Below are 18790 nucleotides of genomic sequence, written 5' to 3' on the forward strand. Positions count from 1 at the left end.
GAGCGCCCGATGACCCAAGATCCGCTCCTCCCCACCGGTAGTTCTGCACTGGGGCACAGCGCGTCGAGAGGCACCTTGTGACGCGCCGCTCTCGGCACCGGACACGGCCCAGGAGCTCGGGGACAAGACAGGACGTCGCGCTCGTCACCGGCGCGTCCAGCGGCATCGGGTTCGCGATCGCGCGCGAGCTCGTACGCCAGGGTCACGACGTGCTCGTCGTGGCCGATCGAGGCGTGGACGACGCCGTGCGCCGGCTGCGCGAGCACTCGGACACCCGGGTGACCGGCCTCGAGGTCGACCTCTCTGTGCCCGCCGGTGTCGAGGAGGTCATCGCCCGTACCCGGGAGCTGGGGGTGCGCACGTTCGTGCTCAACGCGGGTGCCGCCGTGCACGGACCGTTCCGGCACACTCCCCTGGAGAATCAGCTGCGGCTCGTCGATCTGAACGTCCGCTCTGTCGTGCACCTCGCGCATCTCGTCGTTCCCGACCTGGTCGCGGCAGGCTCGGGACGGCTGCTGATCATGTCGTCGATCGCGGCGACGATGCCCGCCCCTCTCTTTGGCACGTATGCCGCGTCGAAGGCCTTTCTGCGCTCCTTCGCCTGGTCGTTGCGCCGCGAGCTCGCCGGCACCGGCGTCAGCGTGACGACGGTCCTACCCTCGGCGACCCAGACCCCGATCTACCGCACGGCCCATATGGAACGCACGCGTATCGGCCGGATCCCGAAGTCCGGCCCCACGATGGTGGCCCGCCGGGCAGTCGACGCACTACAAGACGGCCGCGCCGAGGCCGTTCCCGGTCTGCAGGCCAAGGCGATGGTCGCGATCGCCTCGGTGCTTCCCCAGCCCGCGCGCGCGGCGTTCCACGGCTGGTTCTACGGGCCGGCCGCCCCGCCGGCCGGGCTCAGCCGTTGAGGGGGTCGTGCCCCCAGTTCATCAAGGAGTAGCGCCACCTCGTGTGCTCCACGTCCCCGTCCGGGCGCTGGGCGAGGTGCCGATGGACATACCCGACGACCTTGCGCATGTGCGCCTGGTCGTCGTCCGTCAGGTCGCCCTTCTTCTTGCGCAGCAGGCGCACGATGTGCCGGCCGGACTCGTGGCCGACCGACTCGCCGCCGTCGGACTGGCCCACCGACCTCGACTCGTCGGTGGCCAGCCACCGCTCCAGCTCGGTCGCCGTCATGTTCACGGCCTCGTCGAACTCGTCGCTCACGCGTCGTCCCCCAGCGCGGACGGCTTGTGCACCGCGTCCTTCCCGCTCTTGTCGCTGCGCACGCGGTACTGAGGGTCGTCCTCCGAAGCCCGAACCGTCCGGCCGGCCGCCTCAGTGTCCTCGGTGATCTCCTCGACCACCTCGCCGTGCACCGTCTGCCCATGACTGGACCAGGTGACCTCGTCTCCCTGGTGGACCCTTTTCTCGCTCATGAGTGCAGTCTGTGTCGTCCGACCGCACCTCGCACACGGGCGGGCGGGGTTCGTCGTCAGGCGCGCGGGCGACCCCGGTGACCGCACAAGCACTCGAGCCCGTCACGAATACGGGTCTTGACTGTCAAGGGTTCCACGCCGAGGTGATCGGCGACCTCACGATAGGTGAGGCCTCGGCAGCAGGCCACGGTGATGGCCTCGCGCTGATCCGGTGCCAGCGAGTCCAGGTGACGGCGCAGGGCTTCGTCCTTGACCCCGGCATCGACGTCACGGGCGTCGTCAGGTGTGGCTACGGCTCCGGCATCGACAGCCAGGTCGCGCAAGCCTGGGTCGCGCCCGGAACGCTCGGCCCGGACGTGGTCGCAAGCTCGCCGGCGAGCGATCGTAGCGACCCAGGTCCTGGCGGAAGCGTGTGCAGGGTCGTACAGCGCGGCGGTCTGCCAGACCTCCATCATGACGTCTCGAGTCACCTCGGCAGCGCGATCCGCGTTGCTCACCACACCGAGCGAGACGCCGAAGGCCACGGGCGCCAGTGCGTCGTAGACGGGACCGAAAGTGGCGGGATCTGCTCCGACGCACGCCACGAGCGCTGGGCCGGCGGAGCCCGAGGCCGACGAGGAGCGGCTCGCGTTGTTCACGGCCTCCTCCTGCGGTTCTGCTCCTCGGCTGCGCGGGCGATGTTGCGCTGCATCCCACCGAACACGATGCCGTGGAACGGGCTGATCGCCCACCAGTACAGCTGTCCGGGTAGCCCCCGCGGCGAGAAGATCGCACGCTGGCGGAACGTGGGTCGTTCAGCGGTGTCGCCCTCGATGGACAGTTCGAGCCAGGCCAGTCCAGGCAGACGCATCTCGGCCCGCAACCGCAGCAGCCGACCTGGGTCGACCGTCTCCACCCGCCACCAGTCGAGCGCGTCGCCGGGAGCGAGGCGGTCCGGGTGCCTGCGGCCCCGCCGGAGTCCGGGACCACCGAAGAGGCGGTCCATGACGCCGCGGGCCACCCAGCCCAGACGCCAGGAGTACCAGCCACGCGCGCCACCGATGCCCTCGATCACCGTCCAGAGCGCCTCGCTCGTCGTATCCACCTCGCTCGACCGGTCGTCCACGAGCAGACTCCCGCCGGCCCAGTCCGGATCCTCGGGCAGGGGGTCGGACGGCGCGCCGGGAGTGGAGGCCGAGACCCAGCTCGTGCGCACGTCCAGGTCGCGGATCCGGGCGAGCGCGAGCTCGACCGCCGTGTCGAAGTCGATGAGCCCCTCGGGCGGGTCAGGCACGTACTCCTTGATGTCGTGCTCCTGGGCCACGACCTCGTGCACCAGCGACCCCACGAGCGGTCGCGCGATTCCCGGCGGCACCGGGGTCACGAGACCGACCCAGTGGCTGGCCAGCCCGGGCGTCAGCACGGGCACGGCACGAATGAACCGGGGGCGAAGCCCGGCGACGGCGGCATAGCGCTGCATCATCTCGCGGTAGGTCAGGACGTCGGGTCCGCCGATGTCGAAGCCGCGGCTGACCGTCGTCGGGATGCCGGCCGCTCCGACGAGGTAGCGCAGGACGTCGCGCACGGCGATGGGCTGGATGCGATTGTTGATCCAGCGCGGCGCGACCATCGCCGGCAGACGCTCCGTCAGGTACCGCATCATCTCGAAGGACGCGCTGCCCGAGCCGAGGATCACCGCGGCGCGCAGCACGAGGGTCGGCGCGCCGCCGTCGAGCAGGATCTGCTCGACCTCCCGACGGGACTCCAGGTGGGGCGAGAGCCGCTCACCGTCCGGGTACAGTCCACCGAGGTAGATGACGCGGCCGACGCCGATCTCCCGCGCCACGACCGCGAAGCCTCGCGCGGTACGGCGGTCGCGCTCGGCGAAGCCCGAACCGGTCCCCAGCGCGTGGATCAGGTAGTAGGCAACGTCCACGCCGTCGAGCGCCCTGCGCAGGTCGTCGCGTGAGGTGGCGTCACCGGCGACCACCTCCACGTCGTCGGACCAGTCGCGGGAGGCGATCCGGTCCGGATGGCGGGCCAGCACGCGCACGTCGTACCCGGCAGCCAGCAGCTCAGGCACCAACCGCCCCCCGATATAACCGGTGGCCCCGGTCACCAGGACACGCAACTGGCCCGTCACCGGCGCGTCCGCCGTCGTTCGATCCATGTCATTGCGACCGCTCCCGCTTCCTCGCTCGCCCTCGTGTGACTGAACGTATTCCTAGATAGGCTAGCGAACGCCACAGTCATCGGCCTGCGCGACCTCTAACAGATCGGCTCAGGCCGCCCATAAGGAGGGCTTCATGACGGACCACGCAACCGACCGACGTTCCAGGGACCGGGCTCAGCAGATCGTCGTCACCGCCAGCTTCCTGGTGTGCCTGGTCGGCTCCATGATCGGAGTCGGCGTGTTCGGCGGCACACCGATCGCGTCCGCAGCAGACGGTGCGCTCGCTGCCGACGCCACGCTGCTCGCCCCGGCGTCCGGGGCCTTCTCGGTCTGGACGGTGGTCTATCTCGGGCTCGCGGGATACACGGTGCTGCAGTGGTTCCCCACACCGGCATCCGCTGCCCGGCAGCGCCACCTCCGGCTGCCGGTCGCCGGGACGATGCTGCTCAACACGGCGTGGATCCTGGTGGTCCAGGCCGGTTGGATCTGGGCGAGCGTTGCGGTCATCGCGGTACTGCTCGCCCTGCTCTGCCGGGTCCTGGTGATCCTGATGCGGTCCCGTGCGAGCGGGCCGCTGGAACGTGTTCTCGTCGATGGGACCCTCGGCGTCTACCTGGGCTGGGTCTGCGTAGCCACCGCGGCCAACGTCGCGGCGGCCCTCACCAGCTCCGGTTTCGACGGAGCCGGCCTTGACCCTGAGACGTGGGCGGTCACGATGCTGGTGGTCCTCGGCGGTATCGGGATCGCTCTGGCGACACGGAGCAGGGGCCGTATCGCCGTGGCCGCGGCGATCGCCTGGGGCCTGGCCTGGATCGCCGTGGCCCGGTGGGACACCATGCCGCACTCAGGACCGACGGCAACGGCCGCAGCGGCAGTCGCTGTCACCGTGCTCGGCGTCACCCTGGTACTGCGCGTGCGCGCCGCCCGCGAGACCGCCAAGGTCGGCGCCTGACCACGCAGCGCGGAAGACGCCTCCTGAGCAACGAAGAAGCCCGCTCAACCGGAGCATCTGCCCTGGGCAAGGCGGCGCCTGGAGGTGAGCAGCAGCGTCAGGCCGTCGAGCAGGCGTTCGAGCCCGAACGAGAACAGCGACTCGAGATCGAGCTCCGTGCCTGGCTCCGTCACCTGGGCGACCAGTGGACCGTCGACGGCGAGCCGTGCGACGGTCCACTGCTTGCTGGTCATCCCGGTGTCGAGCTCGGCACCGGCCTCGGACTCGATGTTCACCGCGGTACCGCGCACGTAGTTGACCATCGTGCCGGGCTCGAAGGGCCCTTCCAGATAGCGCATGCGGACACCGTATGGACGCGTACGCCTGGCCAGTTCCGACGGCTCCTGTGCACTAGTGCAGGATCGCTCGGTGCGCGGGAGACCGAGACCGCTCCCGAGCCACACGCGCTGGATAACGCTGTCAGAGTGCAGGTTGACGCTCCCGCGTACGTCCGAAGAGGACGGCACCGAGCCTGTTCGCAAGCGAGTTCAAGACCTTGAACCTCGTGTCCCAGAAGCGACGGGTCTTGCCCCGCCTCAGGGGGCGGCTGGACGCAAGCATGCGGTGCGCCAGAAGTATTCGGATGGACGCACGGTAGCCCGCACTACGAGGTCCTTGAGGCGGTCCCCGAGCCGTGACGCAGGCCCAGCGCCACGACCAGACCCACCACGACGTGCGCGACCATCAGTACCGTGACGGCCCCCGGTGTGGTGCCGGAAGCGGCGCCCACCAGCGACCCGAGCAGGACGACGCCGCACAGCACCAGCCATGCCACCTCGCCGCCGCCCTTCGCGAGCCGCCCGATCACGGTCCGCACGCCCCAGCCCACCAGTCCGCTGACGAGCGCGGCGACCAGCATGGCCACCACCGAGACGGACTGGGTGCTCGCTCCGGTGCGCGCCTCGAGCTCGACGCCGAGCGCCGCACCGACCAGCCAGACCGCCACGGCGGCCGCCGCGCCGACGAACGGCACCGTCCAGGCGGGCCACCTACGCTGAGCTGCTGCTGTTGAGATCTCGGTCATGGGAGTCCTCCTTCTCGGCACGTCCGTCGTGCCTTGAGCCAGCCTCCCGGGGACCGGCCCGCCGGGCATCAGCCTGCAGTACCGACCCGACCGGCCCTTCAGTCGGGGGTCCCCCTACTTCGGTCGGTTCTGTGCCCTGGCCGCCGTACGTAGGGTCGCCGACATGACACGTGATGACGCGCAGGACTGCCCGCCGGACGGCGACACCCGTCCCGGACGGCTCGGCCGCAGACGAGGGTCGCCGTGGCGGACGGCGGTGCCTGCCGTGGTGGTGCTCGCCGCCCTGATGGTCTGGGCGGTCCTGGCCCAGCGGTCGGCGGTCTCCGGGCTCCTCGGCCCGGACCAGCTCACGGTGCTGGACTCCGCCGTGGCAGTCATCGCGCTCGCCCTCGTCCCCTTCCTCTGGTCACGGCACCCGGTGGCGGTGGTGCTGGGCCTCACGGTCCTCGCCGCCGTCTCGCCCGTCGCCACGCCCGCGGCGACCGCCGGCACGCTGCAGGTCGCGCGCTGGTTCCCCCTCCGCACGGCGGTCCTCGTCGCGGTCGCGGGCGTCGCCGCACATGCCGTTCAGGCCCTCTGGCGCCCCACGGCCCTGCCGTGGGGCTGGTGGCTGCTGTGCGACGTCGCCGTGCACGCGGCGCTCCTCGGCTGGGGCGCGTTCTGGCAGGCACGAGCGCAGGTGCTGCGCGACCTGCGGGAACGCGCTCGCCGCGCGGAGACCGACCGGGGCAGGGCACTGACAGAGGCCCGCGCCGCCGAGCGCAACCGGATCGCCGCCGAGATGCACGACGCCCTCGGCCACCGGCTGTCCCTGCTGGCCGCCACCGCGGGCGCCGTCGAGTTCCGGCCGGACGCCCCGTCGGAGCAGCTCGCGGCCGCCGCCGGCCGGATCCGGACCGGCGCGGCGGACGCGCTGGAGGACCTGCGGCAGCTGGTGCGCCTGCTCCGCGACGGCTCGGACCGCCTGGCTCCGCCACCCACCCTCGCCGACATCCGGGGCCTGGTCGACGCCGCCCGGTCCGTCGGCACCGCCGTCGACCTCGACCTCGACCTACCGGACGGGCCGGACGGCGACGGGGCGCCGCCCGCCGTCGCCACCGCCGCCTACCGCGTGGTCCAGGAAGGACTCACCAACGCGCGGCGGCACGCGCCCGGCGCCGCGGTCCGCGTCGCGGTGACCACGCGCGTGGACGAGGTCCTGGTCACCGTGGCCGACGACGGCCCGGCCCGCCCCGAGAGCGGCACCCCGGGCACAGGACTGGTCGGCCTGCGCGAGCGGGTCGAGCTCCTGGGCGGCACGCTCGACGCAGGCCGCTCCCCCACCGGTTTCCTCCTGGACGTGCGGATACCGTGGCGCTGATGGAGACCCGGATAGTGATCGTCGACGACGACGCGCTGGTGCGCGCCGGACTGCGCCTCATGCTCGACGGCGCCGACGGGATCCGCGTGGTCGGTGAGGCCTGCGACGGCGGCGACGTGCCCCGGGTGCTCGACGCCCACCCGGCCGACGTCGTGCTCATGGACCTGCGGATGCCAGGTGTCGACGGGATCGAGGCCACCCGCCGGGTGCGGTCCCGGCCGTCCCCGCCCGCCGTCGTGGTGCTCACGACCTTCGACACCGACGCCGAGGTGGTCGGCGCGCTGCGCGCCGGTGCCGCCGGCTACCTGCTCAAGGACATGCCGCCGGCGCGCATAGCGGCGGCGGTCCGCGCGGCCGCCGTGGGCGAGCCGGTGCTCGCGCCCGACATCGCGCGCCGCCTCATGGACACCGTCGCCGCCGGGGGCGGCGGGGCGGGGGAAGCACGGGCCGCGCTGGACCGGCTCACGAGCCGCGAGCGCGAGGTCGCCGTGGAGATCGGGCGCGGCACGTCCAACGCGGAGATCGCGCGGCGGCTCCACCTCAGCATCCCGACGGTGAAGGCGCACGTCTCGAGCGTGCTCGTGAAGCTCGGCGTGGAGAACCGCACGCAGGTGGCGCTGCTGGTCCAGCAGGCCGGCGCGGACTGAGGTCCGGCTACGGCGTGTCTCGGAAGCCTTGAGGCTTGTGGAACACCGCCCTTCTCCGGCGTCCAGGTTCCGGTGCGGCCCCGGACTGCAGAGTCGATGAGCTCCGTGACGTACCGGTGCGCGCATGGCCGACTCTGGTCCGTGAGAGGCGAGCGCCCGCCTCCTTCGAGAACGTCTCCGCCCACGTCGAGCGGGAGGGGGAGGCTGACGAAAATCTGGCGTCGCTCCTGGCATCGGTGGATGCGACCACCAGCTTCCCCGCAGGCGAGACCGCTCGCCAGGAGCTGGCCACGGCGCTGATCAACACCGACGATGCCCTGCTTGACGTCGGGCGGCCCCAGCGAACGCGCCTCGCGGGTACAGGAAGCTGGGGCTCATCGCCGTCACGGTAAGCACGACCCGTGTAGACGAGGATCGCGTCACGGTCACCCAGCTGGATCAGCCGCTCATCAGTGATCTCGTCCGTCCGCCACGGAGGTGCGTCATTGAGGGAGGCCACTCGCCGCCACCGACCCGAGGGCGCAGTCGGTCGAGCCCGTCACTTGATCTCTGGCAGATCCGCCTCACAGAGCAGGGCCACCGCGCCGCCCCACTCCTGTGTGACATCGCCATTCGCCTGGTCACGGGTGGACGCCGAGGTCTAGGTGAACGTCGAGCCCTGGCTCGACGGCGACCGCATCACCTACACGGCACCATCAGGCTGCTCCCTGGTTGAGGACGGCGTCTACGGCTGTGTAGAGCGTCTCGGTCTCGGTTCTCAGGATGGATTCGCCGGCGGGAAGCGCTCGTTCGACGGAGAGCCCGTCGAGGACCGTGGCCAGGAATCTCACGGCGCGAATGTGGTCCTGCCGAGGCAGGGCGCCCTCCGCTGCGAGCACGGTGAGCCAGTACTCGATACGGCGACTTCCCGCTTGTTCGTGAGCGAGGTACGCGGCGCGAACCTGCTCGGTCGGTTCGGGCGCGATGAAGGCCTCGTAGGCGATGGTCCATCCCCGTCGCGCGTCTGCGCCGACACCTGCCGGTGCCAGCACCTGCCGCAGGCAGTTGACCAACCGGTCCCGGGCGGGGAGGGACCGGTCCCGGATCGGGTCGTCCGGCATGACGTGCTCGTAGATCCGCCCGAGTACCGCTTCCCGCAGGTCGCGTTGGGTGGGGAAGTGGAACCGCAGGGACCCCGTGCTCACGCCGGCGCGTGCCGCGACGGCCCGAACGCTCAGCTTTGCGGCCGTGTCTTCGGCGATCATCTCGGCAGCCGCCTTCAGCACCTCCTCGCGCGAACTGCTCAACGTTCCTCCTCCGAAGCCGGGTGATCCTCACGCCACAGTCTACTAACACAGTGTGATAGCGTCCTGACTATCACACTGTACTAGTAGATCTGAGCTGTCGAGAAAGGCTGGTCACATGAGCGTGGGGCAGTGGTGGGCGGCAAGGCGAGTCAAGCCGGGTGACGGCCGGCCGCTGCAGCGATTCCGCTGGTGGCAGATGCCGGTTCGCTCGCTGTTCTCGATCCAGCTGACCAGCTCAGATGGCGGTGTCGGAACGTTTGCCGTCGACGTCCGGCACTGGGCGCGGCTCGACGACAGCAAGGTCCGGGCTCACCTGTTCATCGACGAAAGACATGAGGCTGAATCGAAGGTGCCGGCGTCGTTTCCCGTCGACGGCGGCAGGATCGCGGTAACGATGAGCAACTTCGGGGTCAGGCGCTGTCACTACATTCCCGCCCAGGGCACACCACAGCAGCTCAGCCCCGACCCCGCTTCCGCGGAAGGCCGTCGGGCCCGCCTCGACGCGGATCATCCGGTCTTGAGCCGGACGATCGGAAGCGTCTCGATCCTGATGCTCGTCATAGGGATCGGTCTGAACCTGCTCCAGGTCGCAGAACCGATCTCCCAGATCCCGCCGATCGCGGAGAGCCTCGGAACCTTCGAGTCCCCCATCCACCTTCCGCTGTGGCTCAACCTCGCCCTCGGCGCCGGGGCAGTGCTGGCGAGCATGGAACGAGCACTCCGGTTGCGGTACACGCCCCTGCTCGACATGGCCGGCAACTGACCGAACTCCGGCAACTAAACGGCTCAAGGAGAAAAGAACCCATGGCAACAACCGTCGCGCCCAGCTGGCTGCTCAGCCCCGGAGAATCGCGCCACGCGCAGGCCGTACCAGGCGGGGTCGAGTACCACCGCGTCCTTGCCGGCGACAGACGTCGCATCGGACGTGGCATCCTCGCGATCGTGCTCCTGCTGGCCGGGATCGTCGTCTTCCCGACCGTCATCGGACGGCTCCTGGGACTCGTCGACCTGCAGATGGGAAACACGACACCGATCCTCGGTGGCAACGACTACACGCCGCTGTACCACGCGGGCTCGATGATCTCCCTCGCCCTGCTTGCGCCGTGGAGCATGCTCATCCAGCGCTGGCTCTACGGCATCCCCGCCGCGTCCCTGCACTCGGTGACCTCTCGATTCCGGTTCGATGTGCTCGGCAAGGCGCTCATCGTGTTCGGGCCTGCCTGGCTGCTCGTGAACGTCATCGGGTTCTTCGGACCCAGCGACGAGGTGCCCTGGTCGCGCCTGGACCTCATCGGCATCTTCGTCGGCACTCTTCTGCTCACACCGCTGCAGACCACAGGAGAGGAGTACGGCGCACGAGGGCTGATGTTCCGTGTGATCGGGAGCTGGACGCGCAGCCGCCGGGCCGGGCTCATCGCCGGGGTCCTCGTCTCGAGCATCATCTTCACCGCGGTCCACGCCTCCACCGATGTGTACATCAACACCTGGTACATGGTGCTCTGGTGCTGCCTGGCGATCATCACGTGGCGCACGGGCGGCCTCGAGATCGCGATAGTCCTCCACGCCGTCCTCAACACGGTCGCCCTCCTCGGCGCGCCGTTGTTCCGCATCGATCTCGGCGGCGCGCTCGCCGACCGATCCGCGGGGGTCGGTTCGCCCACCCAGCTCATCCCGACCGCGGCGGTGATAGTGATCACCGCCCTCGTGTGGTGGTGGACCCGCAGGTCCGGACCCGCGCTCACTCCACTTGCGCGACCCGCCGCCACGCGCTGAGGCAGGGCCGTTCGGCCGCGCCCGACGAGCTCCCTGGGCAAACCGTCACGGGAATGAGATCACCCGTGACGCTTCGCCCCGGCGGCGGACCGATCAGCCGCCCGACGGGAATCGAACTCAACGACGGCACCTTCATCAGCCTGTCACTCGACCACGCCGGGCACAGAACCATGTACGTCACCGACGAGAGCTATTGGCTCCCGCAGCACGCCCCGACGCCCTTGGTTGTGGTGCGGGCGGCACACCTTCCCAGCGCAGACATCACCGCGCCGAGGGAGAACCGCCATGCTGCCCATCCTCCTCACCCGAGAGCCCGAACCCGCAAAGTAGCGGCAGGGAACCCGGGCCGGTTCAAGGTGCTGGTAATGAAGAACCACGGTGGGGTTGCTGTGCCCAGCGATCGCCATCAGCTCCCGCCAACGTGGCTCCCGATCGCGCCGCCCAGGTCAAGGCTGTGTGGCGCAGGTCGTGAAAATGCAGCTCGTCGAGTCCCACGGCAACACGAACCACAGACCAGTTCCGCTCGATGATCGAAGCGTGCAGCACACCCCCGCGCTTCGCCCGGAAGAGCATCCCGTCCGGTCCTGGCGGAGAGAACCTCGCCAGGTGCTCCTTGAGGATCGGCACGACGAACGACGGGATTGCCACGTCTCGGTAGGAGGCGTCAGTCTTCGGCGGCCCGATCTGGTTGTACTTGCCGGCGACCTTCTGATTCGCTGCGGTGCCCCGCACTGCCACCTTTGCCCGCGTCGGGTCCGAGAGGTCAAGGTGCCGCCGCCGCAACGCTCGCAGTTCCCCATTGCGCAGACCCGCGCCAACAGCCAGCGGCACGATCGCTTGAAGGTATGCCGGCATCAGTTCGGTCATCCGCCACATCTGGTCGGCAGTCACCACGATCGGCTCGTGCACCGCCTTGTACCGCAGGGCTCCCCTGACCTTCGCCGGCGAGGCGTCGAGCAGCTCGTGGTCGACGGCGTCGTTCAGGATCGACGACAGTGTCTGATAGGCCGAGTACAGCGCGCCACGTCCGTCGGACTTCTCCTGTCCGTGCCACGTCCGCGACCGCGCTTCCTCCGCATGGCCTCACGAGGCCACTCGCGTCCACTTCCGTCTCACGGGCCCGAAGAAGAAACAGCAGGTCAGGCGACATTTCCCCAGTTCAGGGACCTGCCGCCCGACCTCCTCGATCCTCAGACGTGCTTCCGACGTCTGAGCCTGCGGTTCCGCTACGGGCGCGTGCCTCGTTCCTCGGCCCGCACCCTGCGCTGCACCTCCGGCTCAGACGTTGAACCCGAGCATCCGCAGCTGCTCCTTGCCGTCGTCCGTGATCTTCTCCGGACCCCACGGCGGCATCCAGACCCAGTTCACGCGGAACCCGTCGACGATGCCTTCGAGCGCCTGCGCGGTCTGGTCCTCGATCACGTCCGTCAGCGGGCAGGCCGCCGACGTGAGCGTCATGTCGATGGTCGTGTGGTTGTTCTGGTCCACCTGGACGCCGTACACCAGGCCCAGGTCGACGACGTTGATGCCCAGCTCGGGGTCGATCACGTCGCGCATCGCTTCCTCGACGTCCACCGCGGTGGTGGGCGAAGAGCCCACCCCGTCAGCGGGAGCGGCCGGGGCTTCCTGCCCGACCTCGGTGCTCGCCTCAGTCATCGGTCTCTCCTCACCTCGTTGCCAGCGCGCCACTGCGCGCCAGCGAGTCCTTGAGCGCTGCCCAACCGAGCAGCGCGCACTTGATTCGCGCGGGGTACTGCGACACACCGGTGAAGGCCGCCGCGTCGCCGAGAGCGTCCTCGGCCTCGTCGCCCAGGCCCTTGCCTCGGGACGACATGAGGTCGTGGAACAGCCCGTCGAGCCGCGCCACCTCAGCGAGAGGAACGCCCTCGACCAACGATGTCATGACCGACACCGACGCCTGGGAGATGGAACATCCCTGCCCTTCCCACGAGACGCCCGCCACCGTGCCCTCCGGCGTGACGTCGACCCGGAGGGTCACCTCGTCACCGCACGTCGGGTTCACCTGGTGCGACTCCCCCGCGAGGTGCCCCTCCACGGCCGCCAGGTCGACGAGCCCGTGGCCCACCGGACGCTTCGCGTGGTCCAGGATCACCTGCTGGTACATCTGCTCGAGCGTACTCACGACGCTGCCTCTCTTGATCGTCCGAACAACCGTCCGAACAGTCCGGCCGAAGTTCTCACTCTGCTCCGAAGAACGCGCGGACCCCCGCCAACGCTTCCCGGAACGCCACGACCTCTTCGACCGTCGTGTAGACGGACGCCGACGCGCGCGCCGTCGCGGCCACGCCGAACCGGCGGTGCAGCGGCTGCGCGCAGTGGTGGCCCACCCGGACAGCGATGCCCTTGTCGTCGAGCACCTGCCCGACGTCGTGCGCGTGCACGCCGTCGACCACGAACGAGACCACGGCGAGGCGATCGGCCGTATCGAGCGGACCGATCACCCGGACACCCGGGATCTCGGCGATCTTGAGCAGCTCGGCGGCCAGCTCGGTCTCGTGCCGGGCGACGCCGGCCATGCCGAGCTCGCCGAGGTACTGCGCCGCGCACCCCATGCCGACGGCCTGGGCGACCATCTGGGTACCGGCCTCGAAGCGCTGCGGGGGCGGCGCGTAGGTGGTGCTCTCCATGGTCACCACCTCGACCATGGACCCACCGGTGATGGTGGGCGGCATGGCTGCGAGCAGCTCGCGCCGCCCGTACAGGGCGCCGACGCCGGTGGGCCCGAGCATCTTGTGCCCGCTGAACGCGGCGAAGTCGACGCCGAGCTCGTGGAAGTTCACCGGCATGTTCGGCACGGACTGGCACGCGTCGAGCACCGTGAGGGCGCCGACGCGCTGAGCCGCCGCCACGAGCGTGGCGACGGGCGCCACGGCCCCGGTCACGTTCGAGACGTGCCCGAACGCGAGCACCTTGGTGCGCTCGGTGAGGAGCGTGTCGAGGTCCGACAGGTCGAGCCTGCCGTCGTCGGTCACCGGGATCCAGCGCAGGGTGGCGCCCGTACGTGCGCTCAGCTCCTGCCAGGGGACGAGGTTGGCGTGGTGCTCCGCCTCGGTCACGAGGATCTCGTCGCCCGGCGCGAGCCGGAACCGCGCGGCCGCCTCTCCCCCGCGACCGAGGGTCGCGTTGGAGAAGGCGTAGGCCACGACGTTGATCGCGGCCGTAGCGCCCGACTGCCAGACGATCTCGCCGTCGTCCGCCCCGACGAACGCGGCGACCGCCGCGCGCGCCTGCTCGAACGCCTCGGTGGCCTCCTCTGCGAGCTGGTGCGCACCGCGGTGGACCGCTGCGTTGCGCTGCTCGTAGAAGTCCACCTCGGTGTCGAGCACCACCTGCGGTTTCTGGGACGTCGCGGCGGAGTCCAGGTACACCAGCGGCTGACCGCCCCGCACCGTGCGCTCGAGCAGCGGGAAGTCCGCCCGGACGGCGGCCAGCTCGGTCGTCGAGATCTCGACGGCGGTGGCGTCGCCCGGGGCGATGTCGCCCGGACGCACGGTGTCGGTGGTGGTCATGGTGTCCCTTCGCGATGCGTCAGCAGTGGATCAGGCCGAGACCGTCTTGTTCGCGCCGAGGTACTTGTCGTAGCCCTCTTCCTCGAGGCGGTCGGCCAGCTCGGAGCCACCCTCCTCGGCGATCTTGCCGTCGACGAAGACGTGCACGAAGTCAGGCTTGATGTAACGCAGGATGCGCGTGTAGTGCGTGATGAGCAGGATGCCGATGTCGGTCTCCTCCTTGGCCCGGTTCACGCCCTCTGACACGACGCGCAGCGCGTCGACGTCGAGGCCGGAGTCGGTCTCGTCGAGGATCGCGAAGCGCGGCTTGAAGAGCTCCATCTGGAGGATCTCGTGGCGCTTCTTCTCGCCACCGGAGAAGCCCTCGTTCACGGAGCGCTCGGCGAAGGCCGGGTCCATGCGGAGGTTCTCCATCGCGCCCTTGACCTCCTTGCCCCAGGTGCGGAGCTTGGGGGCCTCGCCGGAGATGGCGGTCTTGGCGGTGCGCAAGAAGTTGGCGACCGAGACACCGGAGACCTCGACCGGGTACTGCATGGCGAGGAACAGGCCGGCGCGGGCGCGCTGGTCGACGGTCATCGTCAGCAGGTCCTCGCCGTCGAGCGTGGCGGTACCCGAGGTGACCGTGTACTTGGGGTGGCCGGCGAGCGCCGACGCGAGGGTCGACTTGCCGGAGCCGTTGGGACCCATGATGGCGTGGGTCTCACCGCTGGCGATGGTCAGGTCGACACCGCGCAGGATCGGCTTGGGGCCTTCCTTGGTCTCGACGCTGACGTGCAGGTCGCGAATCTCGAGGGTGGGCATATCGGTTACTCCTGGGTTAGCTTGCGAAGTCAGTTGTTCAAGAGACGGGCACGGTGACGTCGATGTCGACGAGCACCCGCTCGCCGTCGACGGTCACCGGGTAGACGGGCACGGGGCGCACCGCCGGAAGCTGGACGGGCTGGCCGGTCCGCAGGTCGAACTGCGAGCCGTGCAGCCAGCACTCCACGAGGCAGCCCTCCACCTCGCCGTCGGACAGCGAGACGGCGCCGTGGGAGCAGATGTCCGAGATGGCGTGGAAGGTGCCGTCTGCGTCGCGCGCCACGGCGACCGGGACCGGGGCACCGTCGGCGCCGTCGAGCTCGACGAGCATCGCTTCCTCCGGCCCCAGGTCGTCGGTCATACAGGCGAGCTGCGCGGTCATGCGGTCGGCGCTCCGGTGATCACGCTCATCGACTTCTCCAGCTCGGCCTCGATGGAGGCGAGCAGGCGCTCCTCGACCTCGGGGACGCCGATCTCGTGGATGAGCTCGGCGAAGAAGCCGCGCACGACGAGACGACGGGCCTCGATCTCGGGGATGCCCCGGGCCTGGAGGTAGAAGAGCTGCTCGTCGTCGAACCGGCCGGTGGCGCTGGCGTGGCCGGCGCCGGCGATCTCGCCGGTCTCGATCTCGAGGTTCGGCACGGAGTCCGCGCGCGCGCCGTCCGACAGGACGAGGTTGCGGTTGAGCTCGTACGTGTCGGTGTTCTCTGCGGCGGCCCGGATCAGGACGTCGCCCACCCACACGGTGTGCGCACCGGAACCCTGCAGGGCGCCCTTGTAGGTCACGCGGGACTTGCAGTCCGGCACCGCGTGGTCCACGAAGAGGCGGTGCTCCTGGTGCTGGTCGGTGTCCGCGAAGTAGAGGCCCACCATCTCGACCTCACCGCCGGTGGCGGTGAACTCCGTGTCCGGGGTGACGCGCACGACGTCGCCGCCGAACGTCACCACGACGTGCTTGAGCTTCGCGTCGCGGCCCAGGCGGGCCCGGTGCGAGGAAGCGTGCACGGCGCCGGCAGCCCAGTCCTGGACGCTGACGACGGTGAGGTGCGCGCCGTCCTCGACGACGATCTCGACCGTCTCGGCGAGCGTGCCGGATCCGTCGTGGTCCAGGACCACCACGGCCTCGGAGTGCCGCTCGGCGCGGACCAGCACGTGGGCGGCCGTCGCGTCCTTCGACACACCCGTCAGGCGCACCGAGGTGACCTCGGAGGCCACGGCCTCCTTGGGGATCGTCACGATCGTGGCCTGCTCGAAGGCGTTCCACGCGGTGACGGCCGTGCGGTCGCCGGGCTTGCCGGCCGTGCCGAGGCGGGCGTCGTCGCGAGCGACGGTCTCCACCACCACCTCGGGGGCCGCGGACACCTCGACCGTGACGCCGGAGGTGCCGAGGTCTGCCTGGAACAGCGGCTGGAGGCGGTCGGCCGGGGAGAAGCGCCACTCCTCCTCGCGGCCGTTGGGGATGGGGATGTCCTCGAGGGAGAAGGAGGTGCGGCGCTCTGCGCGCGAGCCCTGGGGCTTGACGGCGCCGTGCGTGTGGGCGCCGTCGGCAACAGCGCGCGTGTGATCGGTCGTGAGAGTCATATCAGCCGACGGACCCTTCCATCTGCAGCTCGATGAGGCGGTTGAGCTCGAGTGCGTACTCCATGGGCAGCTCACGCGCGATGGGCTCGACGAACCCGCGCACGATCATGGCCATGGCCTCGGTCTCTTCCATACCTCGGGACATGAGGTAGAACAGCTGGTCCTCGCTCACCCGCGAGACCGTGGCCTCGTGACCCATGGACACGTCGTCCTCGCGGACGTCCACGTAGGGGTAGGTGTCGCTGCGGGAGATCTGGTCCACCAGCAGCGCGTCGCAGAGGACGTTGGACGCGGAGTGGGAGGCGCCCTCGAGCACCTGGACCAGACCACGGTAGGACGTGCGACCGCCGCCACGCGCCACGGACTTGCTCACGATCGACGACGAGGTGTTCGGCGCCGCGTGCACCATCTTGGCGCCGGCGTCCTGGTGCTGGCCCTCGCCCGCGAAGGCGATGGACAGCGTCTCGCCGCGGGCGTGCTCGCCCAGCAGGTAGATCGCCGGGTACTTCATGGTGACCTTGGAGCCGATGTTGCCGTCGACCCACTCCATCTGGGCACCCTCAGCGGCCGTGGCGCGCTTGGTGACCAGGTTGTACACGTTGTTCGACCAGTTCTGGATCGTCGTGTAGCGCACGCGGGCGTTCTTCTTCACGATGATCTCGACCACTGCCGAGTGCAGGGAGTCCGACGTGTAGATCGGCGCCGTGCAGCCCTCGACGTAGTGCACGTAACTGCCCTCGTCGGCGATGATCAGCGTGCGCTCGAACTGGCCCATGTTCTCGGTGTTGATCCGGAAGTAGGCCTGCAGCGGGATCTCCACGTGCACGCCCGGCGGCACGTAGACGAACGAGCCACCCGACCACACGGACGAGTTCAGCGCGGAGAACTTGTTGTCACCGGAGGGGATGACCGTGCCGAAGTACTCCTGGAACAGCTCGGGGTAGTCGCGCAGGCCCGTGTCGGTGTCGACGAAGATGACGCCCTGCTCCTCCAGGTCCTCGCGGATCTGGTGGTAGACGACCTCGGACTCGTACTGGGCGGCGACGCCCGCGACGAGGCGCTGCTTCTCGGCCTCGGGGATACCGAGCCTGTCGTACGTGTTCTTGATGTCGTCGGGCAGGTCCTCCCAAGAGGTGGCCTGCTTCTCCGTGGAGCGCACGAAGTACTTGATCTTGTCGAAGTCGATGCCCGACAGGTCGGAGCCCCAGCTCGGCATGGGCTTCTTGCCGAAGAGGCGCAGCGCCTTGAGACGCTGGTTCAGCATCCACTCGGGCTCGTTCTTCAGAGCCGAGATGTTGCGGACCACTTCCTCGCTCAGGCCTCGCTGCGCGGACATGCCCGCGGCGTCGCTGTCGTGCCAGCCGTACTCGTAAGAGCCGATCGACGAGATGATCTCGTCATCGGTCTGCCGGCCGGAGCTCTGTTCTGGCGCTTGCGTTTCTGCGCTCATCACTTTCCTTCGGTGGGGGTCGTCGCGGGGATGTTCGTCGCGGGGGTGGGCAAGGGAAGGTTCACGGGGATATTCGTCGTGCAGGCGTGCGCGCCGCCGGCGATGGTCGAGAGGCGCTGGACGTGCGAGCCCAGCAGCTCGCTGAACGCGCGGGCCTCCTGCTCGCACAGCTCAGGAAACTCCTCGGCCACGTGCTGGACCGGGCAGTGCCCCTGGCAGAGCTGGACCGCCCGCGCCACGGTGCCGGCCGTCGGGCCGGTCAGCGGAGCGGGAACGGGCCGGACGGACGCGGCATAGCCGTCGGCGGACAGCAGCTGGACGAGCTGGGCGGCCCGGCCCTCCGCGGTGTCGGCGGTGAGGTGCGGCGCGTAGCTGCTGGCGACGGCGTCGAACCGCTCCTTGGCGAAACCCGCCACCGCCTCGCTGCCGCCCGTCTCCCGCAGGAACCGCAGGACCTGCCGGGCGATCTCCTGGTAGCCGCCCGCCAGCTCGGACTGGCCGCCACCCGTGACGACGTACCGCCGCGCGGGGCGCCCACGCCGGGGAGCACCCGACCGCGAGGCCTCGTGCACGGTGATCTTGCCGTCCTCCTCCAGGAGGGCCAGGTGCCTGCGCACGGCCGGGGCCGTGAGCTCGAGGACAGCGGCGAGGGCGCCGGCGGTGACCGGGCCGCGGGACGCGACGAGCTCGAGCACTCGTCGACGTGTGGTGCCGTCGGTCTCGTGGCTCGCCACGTGGCCGACCGGCACCTGTGTCGGTGCGCTCATGCTG

At 69.9% G+C, this 18790-nt stretch carries 22 protein-coding genes; 6 read left to right on the forward strand and 16 right to left on the reverse strand.

Annotated features, from left to right (window positions below; all coding sequences use genetic code 11):
• Positions 1 to 77 precede the first annotated feature (77 nt).
• Positions 78 to 914, forward strand: coding sequence for an SDR family NAD(P)-dependent oxidoreductase (locus APR04_RS05765; protein ID WP_253868438.1), 837 nt, complete (start codon positions 78 to 80; stop codon positions 912 to 914).
• Here the strand turns inward: APR04_RS05765 and APR04_RS05770 are convergent.
• The 4 genes from APR04_RS05770 to APR04_RS05785 are packed head-to-tail and all read right to left on the reverse strand — an operon-like array spanning position 904 to position 3573.
• A complete protein-coding gene (locus APR04_RS05770; protein WP_253868439.1) occupies positions 904 to 1212 on the reverse strand; it encodes a DUF3140 domain-containing protein in 309 nt (102 codons plus the stop codon). The genes APR04_RS05765 and APR04_RS05770 overlap by 11 nt on opposite strands.
• Positions 1209 to 1424: a hypervirulence associated TUDOR domain-containing protein gene (locus tag APR04_RS05775; protein ID WP_253868440.1), complete on the reverse strand. Its 216-nt coding sequence runs from the start codon at positions 1422 to 1424 to the stop codon at positions 1209 to 1211. Before APR04_RS05775 ends, APR04_RS05770 begins: the two co-directional genes overlap by 4 nt.
• A 56-nt stretch (positions 1425 to 1480) precedes the next feature.
• On the reverse strand, positions 1481 to 2062 hold the full coding sequence (locus APR04_RS05780) for a sigma-70 family RNA polymerase sigma factor (RefSeq protein WP_253868441.1): 582 nt from the start codon (positions 2060 to 2062) through the stop codon (positions 1481 to 1483).
• On the reverse strand, positions 2059 to 3573 hold the full coding sequence (locus tag APR04_RS05785) for an SDR family oxidoreductase (RefSeq protein WP_253868442.1): 1515 nt from the start codon (positions 3571 to 3573) through the stop codon (positions 2059 to 2061). Before APR04_RS05785 ends, APR04_RS05780 begins: the two co-directional genes overlap by 4 nt.
• A gap of 136 nt (positions 3574 to 3709) precedes the next feature.
• Here APR04_RS05785 and APR04_RS05790 point away from each other — a divergent pair, with 136 nt between their 5' ends.
• Entirely contained in the window at positions 3710 to 4528 is an 819-nt protein-coding gene (locus tag APR04_RS05790) for a TspO-related membrane protein (RefSeq protein ID WP_253868443.1), read from the forward strand.
• Positions 4529 to 4572: 44 nt separating this feature from the next.
• Here APR04_RS05790 and APR04_RS05795 read toward each other — a convergent pair whose 3' ends face one another.
• Together APR04_RS05795 and APR04_RS05800 are read right to left on the reverse strand one after the other, a co-directional pair.
• Positions 4573 to 4866, reverse strand: a complete 294-nt coding sequence (locus APR04_RS05795; RefSeq protein WP_253868444.1) for a hypothetical protein — start codon at positions 4864 to 4866, stop codon at positions 4573 to 4575.
• Between the two features lie 305 nt (positions 4867 to 5171).
• The gene (locus APR04_RS05800; RefSeq protein ID WP_253868445.1) at positions 5172 to 5591 is read right to left on the reverse strand and encodes a DUF6069 family protein; all 420 of its coding nucleotides are present in this window, start codon (positions 5589 to 5591) and stop codon (positions 5172 to 5174) included.
• Between the two features lie 163 nt (positions 5592 to 5754).
• Here APR04_RS05800 and APR04_RS05805 point away from each other — a divergent pair, with 163 nt between their 5' ends.
• Positions 5755 to 6951, forward strand: coding sequence for a sensor histidine kinase (locus APR04_RS05805; RefSeq protein ID WP_253868446.1), 1197 nt, complete (start codon positions 5755 to 5757; stop codon positions 6949 to 6951).
• Complete coding sequence (locus APR04_RS05810) at positions 6951 to 7598, forward strand: response regulator transcription factor (protein WP_253868447.1); 648 nt, start codon at positions 6951 to 6953, stop codon at positions 7596 to 7598. The genes APR04_RS05805 and APR04_RS05810 overlap by 1 nt, the downstream gene beginning before the upstream one ends.
• 695 nt (positions 7599 to 8293) lie before the next feature.
• Here the strand turns inward: APR04_RS05810 and APR04_RS05815 are convergent.
• Positions 8294 to 8884: a TetR/AcrR family transcriptional regulator gene (locus tag APR04_RS05815; protein WP_253868448.1), complete on the reverse strand. Its 591-nt coding sequence runs from the start codon at positions 8882 to 8884 to the stop codon at positions 8294 to 8296.
• Between the two features lie 115 nt (positions 8885 to 8999).
• Here APR04_RS05815 and APR04_RS05820 point away from each other — a divergent pair, with 115 nt between their 5' ends.
• Complete coding sequence (locus APR04_RS05820; RefSeq protein WP_253868449.1) at positions 9000 to 9647, forward strand: hypothetical protein; 648 nt, start codon at positions 9000 to 9002, stop codon at positions 9645 to 9647.
• A gap of 41 nt (positions 9648 to 9688) precedes the next feature.
• Entirely contained in the window at positions 9689 to 10657 is a 969-nt protein-coding gene (locus APR04_RS05825) for a CPBP family intramembrane glutamic endopeptidase (RefSeq protein WP_253868450.1), read from the forward strand.
• A gap of 351 nt (positions 10658 to 11008) precedes the next feature.
• Here the strand turns inward: APR04_RS05825 and APR04_RS05830 are convergent, their stop codons facing one another.
• From APR04_RS05830 to APR04_RS05870, 9 genes are all read right to left on the reverse strand, one after another.
• Positions 11009 to 11566, reverse strand: a complete 558-nt coding sequence (locus APR04_RS05830) for a site-specific integrase (protein ID WP_253868451.1) — start codon at positions 11564 to 11566, stop codon at positions 11009 to 11011.
• A 369-nt stretch (positions 11567 to 11935) separates the two neighbouring features.
• On the reverse strand, positions 11936 to 12313 hold the full coding sequence (locus APR04_RS05835; protein ID WP_253868452.1) for a metal-sulfur cluster assembly factor: 378 nt from the start codon (positions 12311 to 12313) through the stop codon (positions 11936 to 11938).
• A gap of 10 nt (positions 12314 to 12323) precedes the next feature.
• Entirely contained in the window at positions 12324 to 12800 is a 477-nt protein-coding gene (sufU, locus tag APR04_RS05840; RefSeq protein ID WP_253868453.1) for a Fe-S cluster assembly sulfur transfer protein SufU, read from the reverse strand.
• 55 nt (positions 12801 to 12855) lie between these two features.
• The gene (locus APR04_RS05845) at positions 12856 to 14187 is read right to left on the reverse strand and encodes a SufS family cysteine desulfurase (protein WP_253868454.1); all 1332 of its coding nucleotides are present in this window, start codon (positions 14185 to 14187) and stop codon (positions 12856 to 12858) included.
• Positions 14188 to 14217: 30 nt separating this feature from the next.
• Entirely contained in the window at positions 14218 to 14988 is a 771-nt protein-coding gene (sufC, locus tag APR04_RS05850) for a Fe-S cluster assembly ATPase SufC (protein ID WP_253868455.1), read from the reverse strand.
• 37 nt (positions 14989 to 15025) lie between these two features.
• Positions 15026 to 15370, reverse strand: a complete 345-nt coding sequence (locus APR04_RS05855; RefSeq protein ID WP_253868456.1) for a non-heme iron oxygenase ferredoxin subunit — start codon at positions 15368 to 15370, stop codon at positions 15026 to 15028.
• On the reverse strand, positions 15367 to 16569 hold the full coding sequence (gene sufD / locus APR04_RS05860) for a Fe-S cluster assembly protein SufD (RefSeq protein WP_253868457.1): 1203 nt from the start codon (positions 16567 to 16569) through the stop codon (positions 15367 to 15369). The genes APR04_RS05855 and sufD overlap by 4 nt, the downstream gene beginning before the upstream one ends.
• A 1-nt stretch (position 16570) precedes the next feature.
• Complete coding sequence (gene sufB, locus APR04_RS05865; protein WP_253868458.1) at positions 16571 to 18019, reverse strand: Fe-S cluster assembly protein SufB; 1449 nt, start codon at positions 18017 to 18019, stop codon at positions 16571 to 16573.
• Positions 18019 to 18786 carry a helix-turn-helix transcriptional regulator gene (locus APR04_RS05870; RefSeq protein WP_253868459.1) on the reverse strand — a complete coding sequence of 256 codons (768 nt, stop codon included), beginning with the start codon at positions 18784 to 18786 and terminating at the stop codon, positions 18019 to 18021. The genes sufB and APR04_RS05870 overlap by 1 nt, the downstream gene beginning before the upstream one ends.
• Between the last annotated feature and the right edge of the window lie 4 nt (positions 18787 to 18790).

It is taken from the genome of Promicromonospora umidemergens, from assembly GCF_024171995.1.
Taxonomy (GTDB): Bacteria; Actinomycetota; Actinomycetes; order Actinomycetales; family Cellulomonadaceae; genus Promicromonospora; species Promicromonospora umidemergens.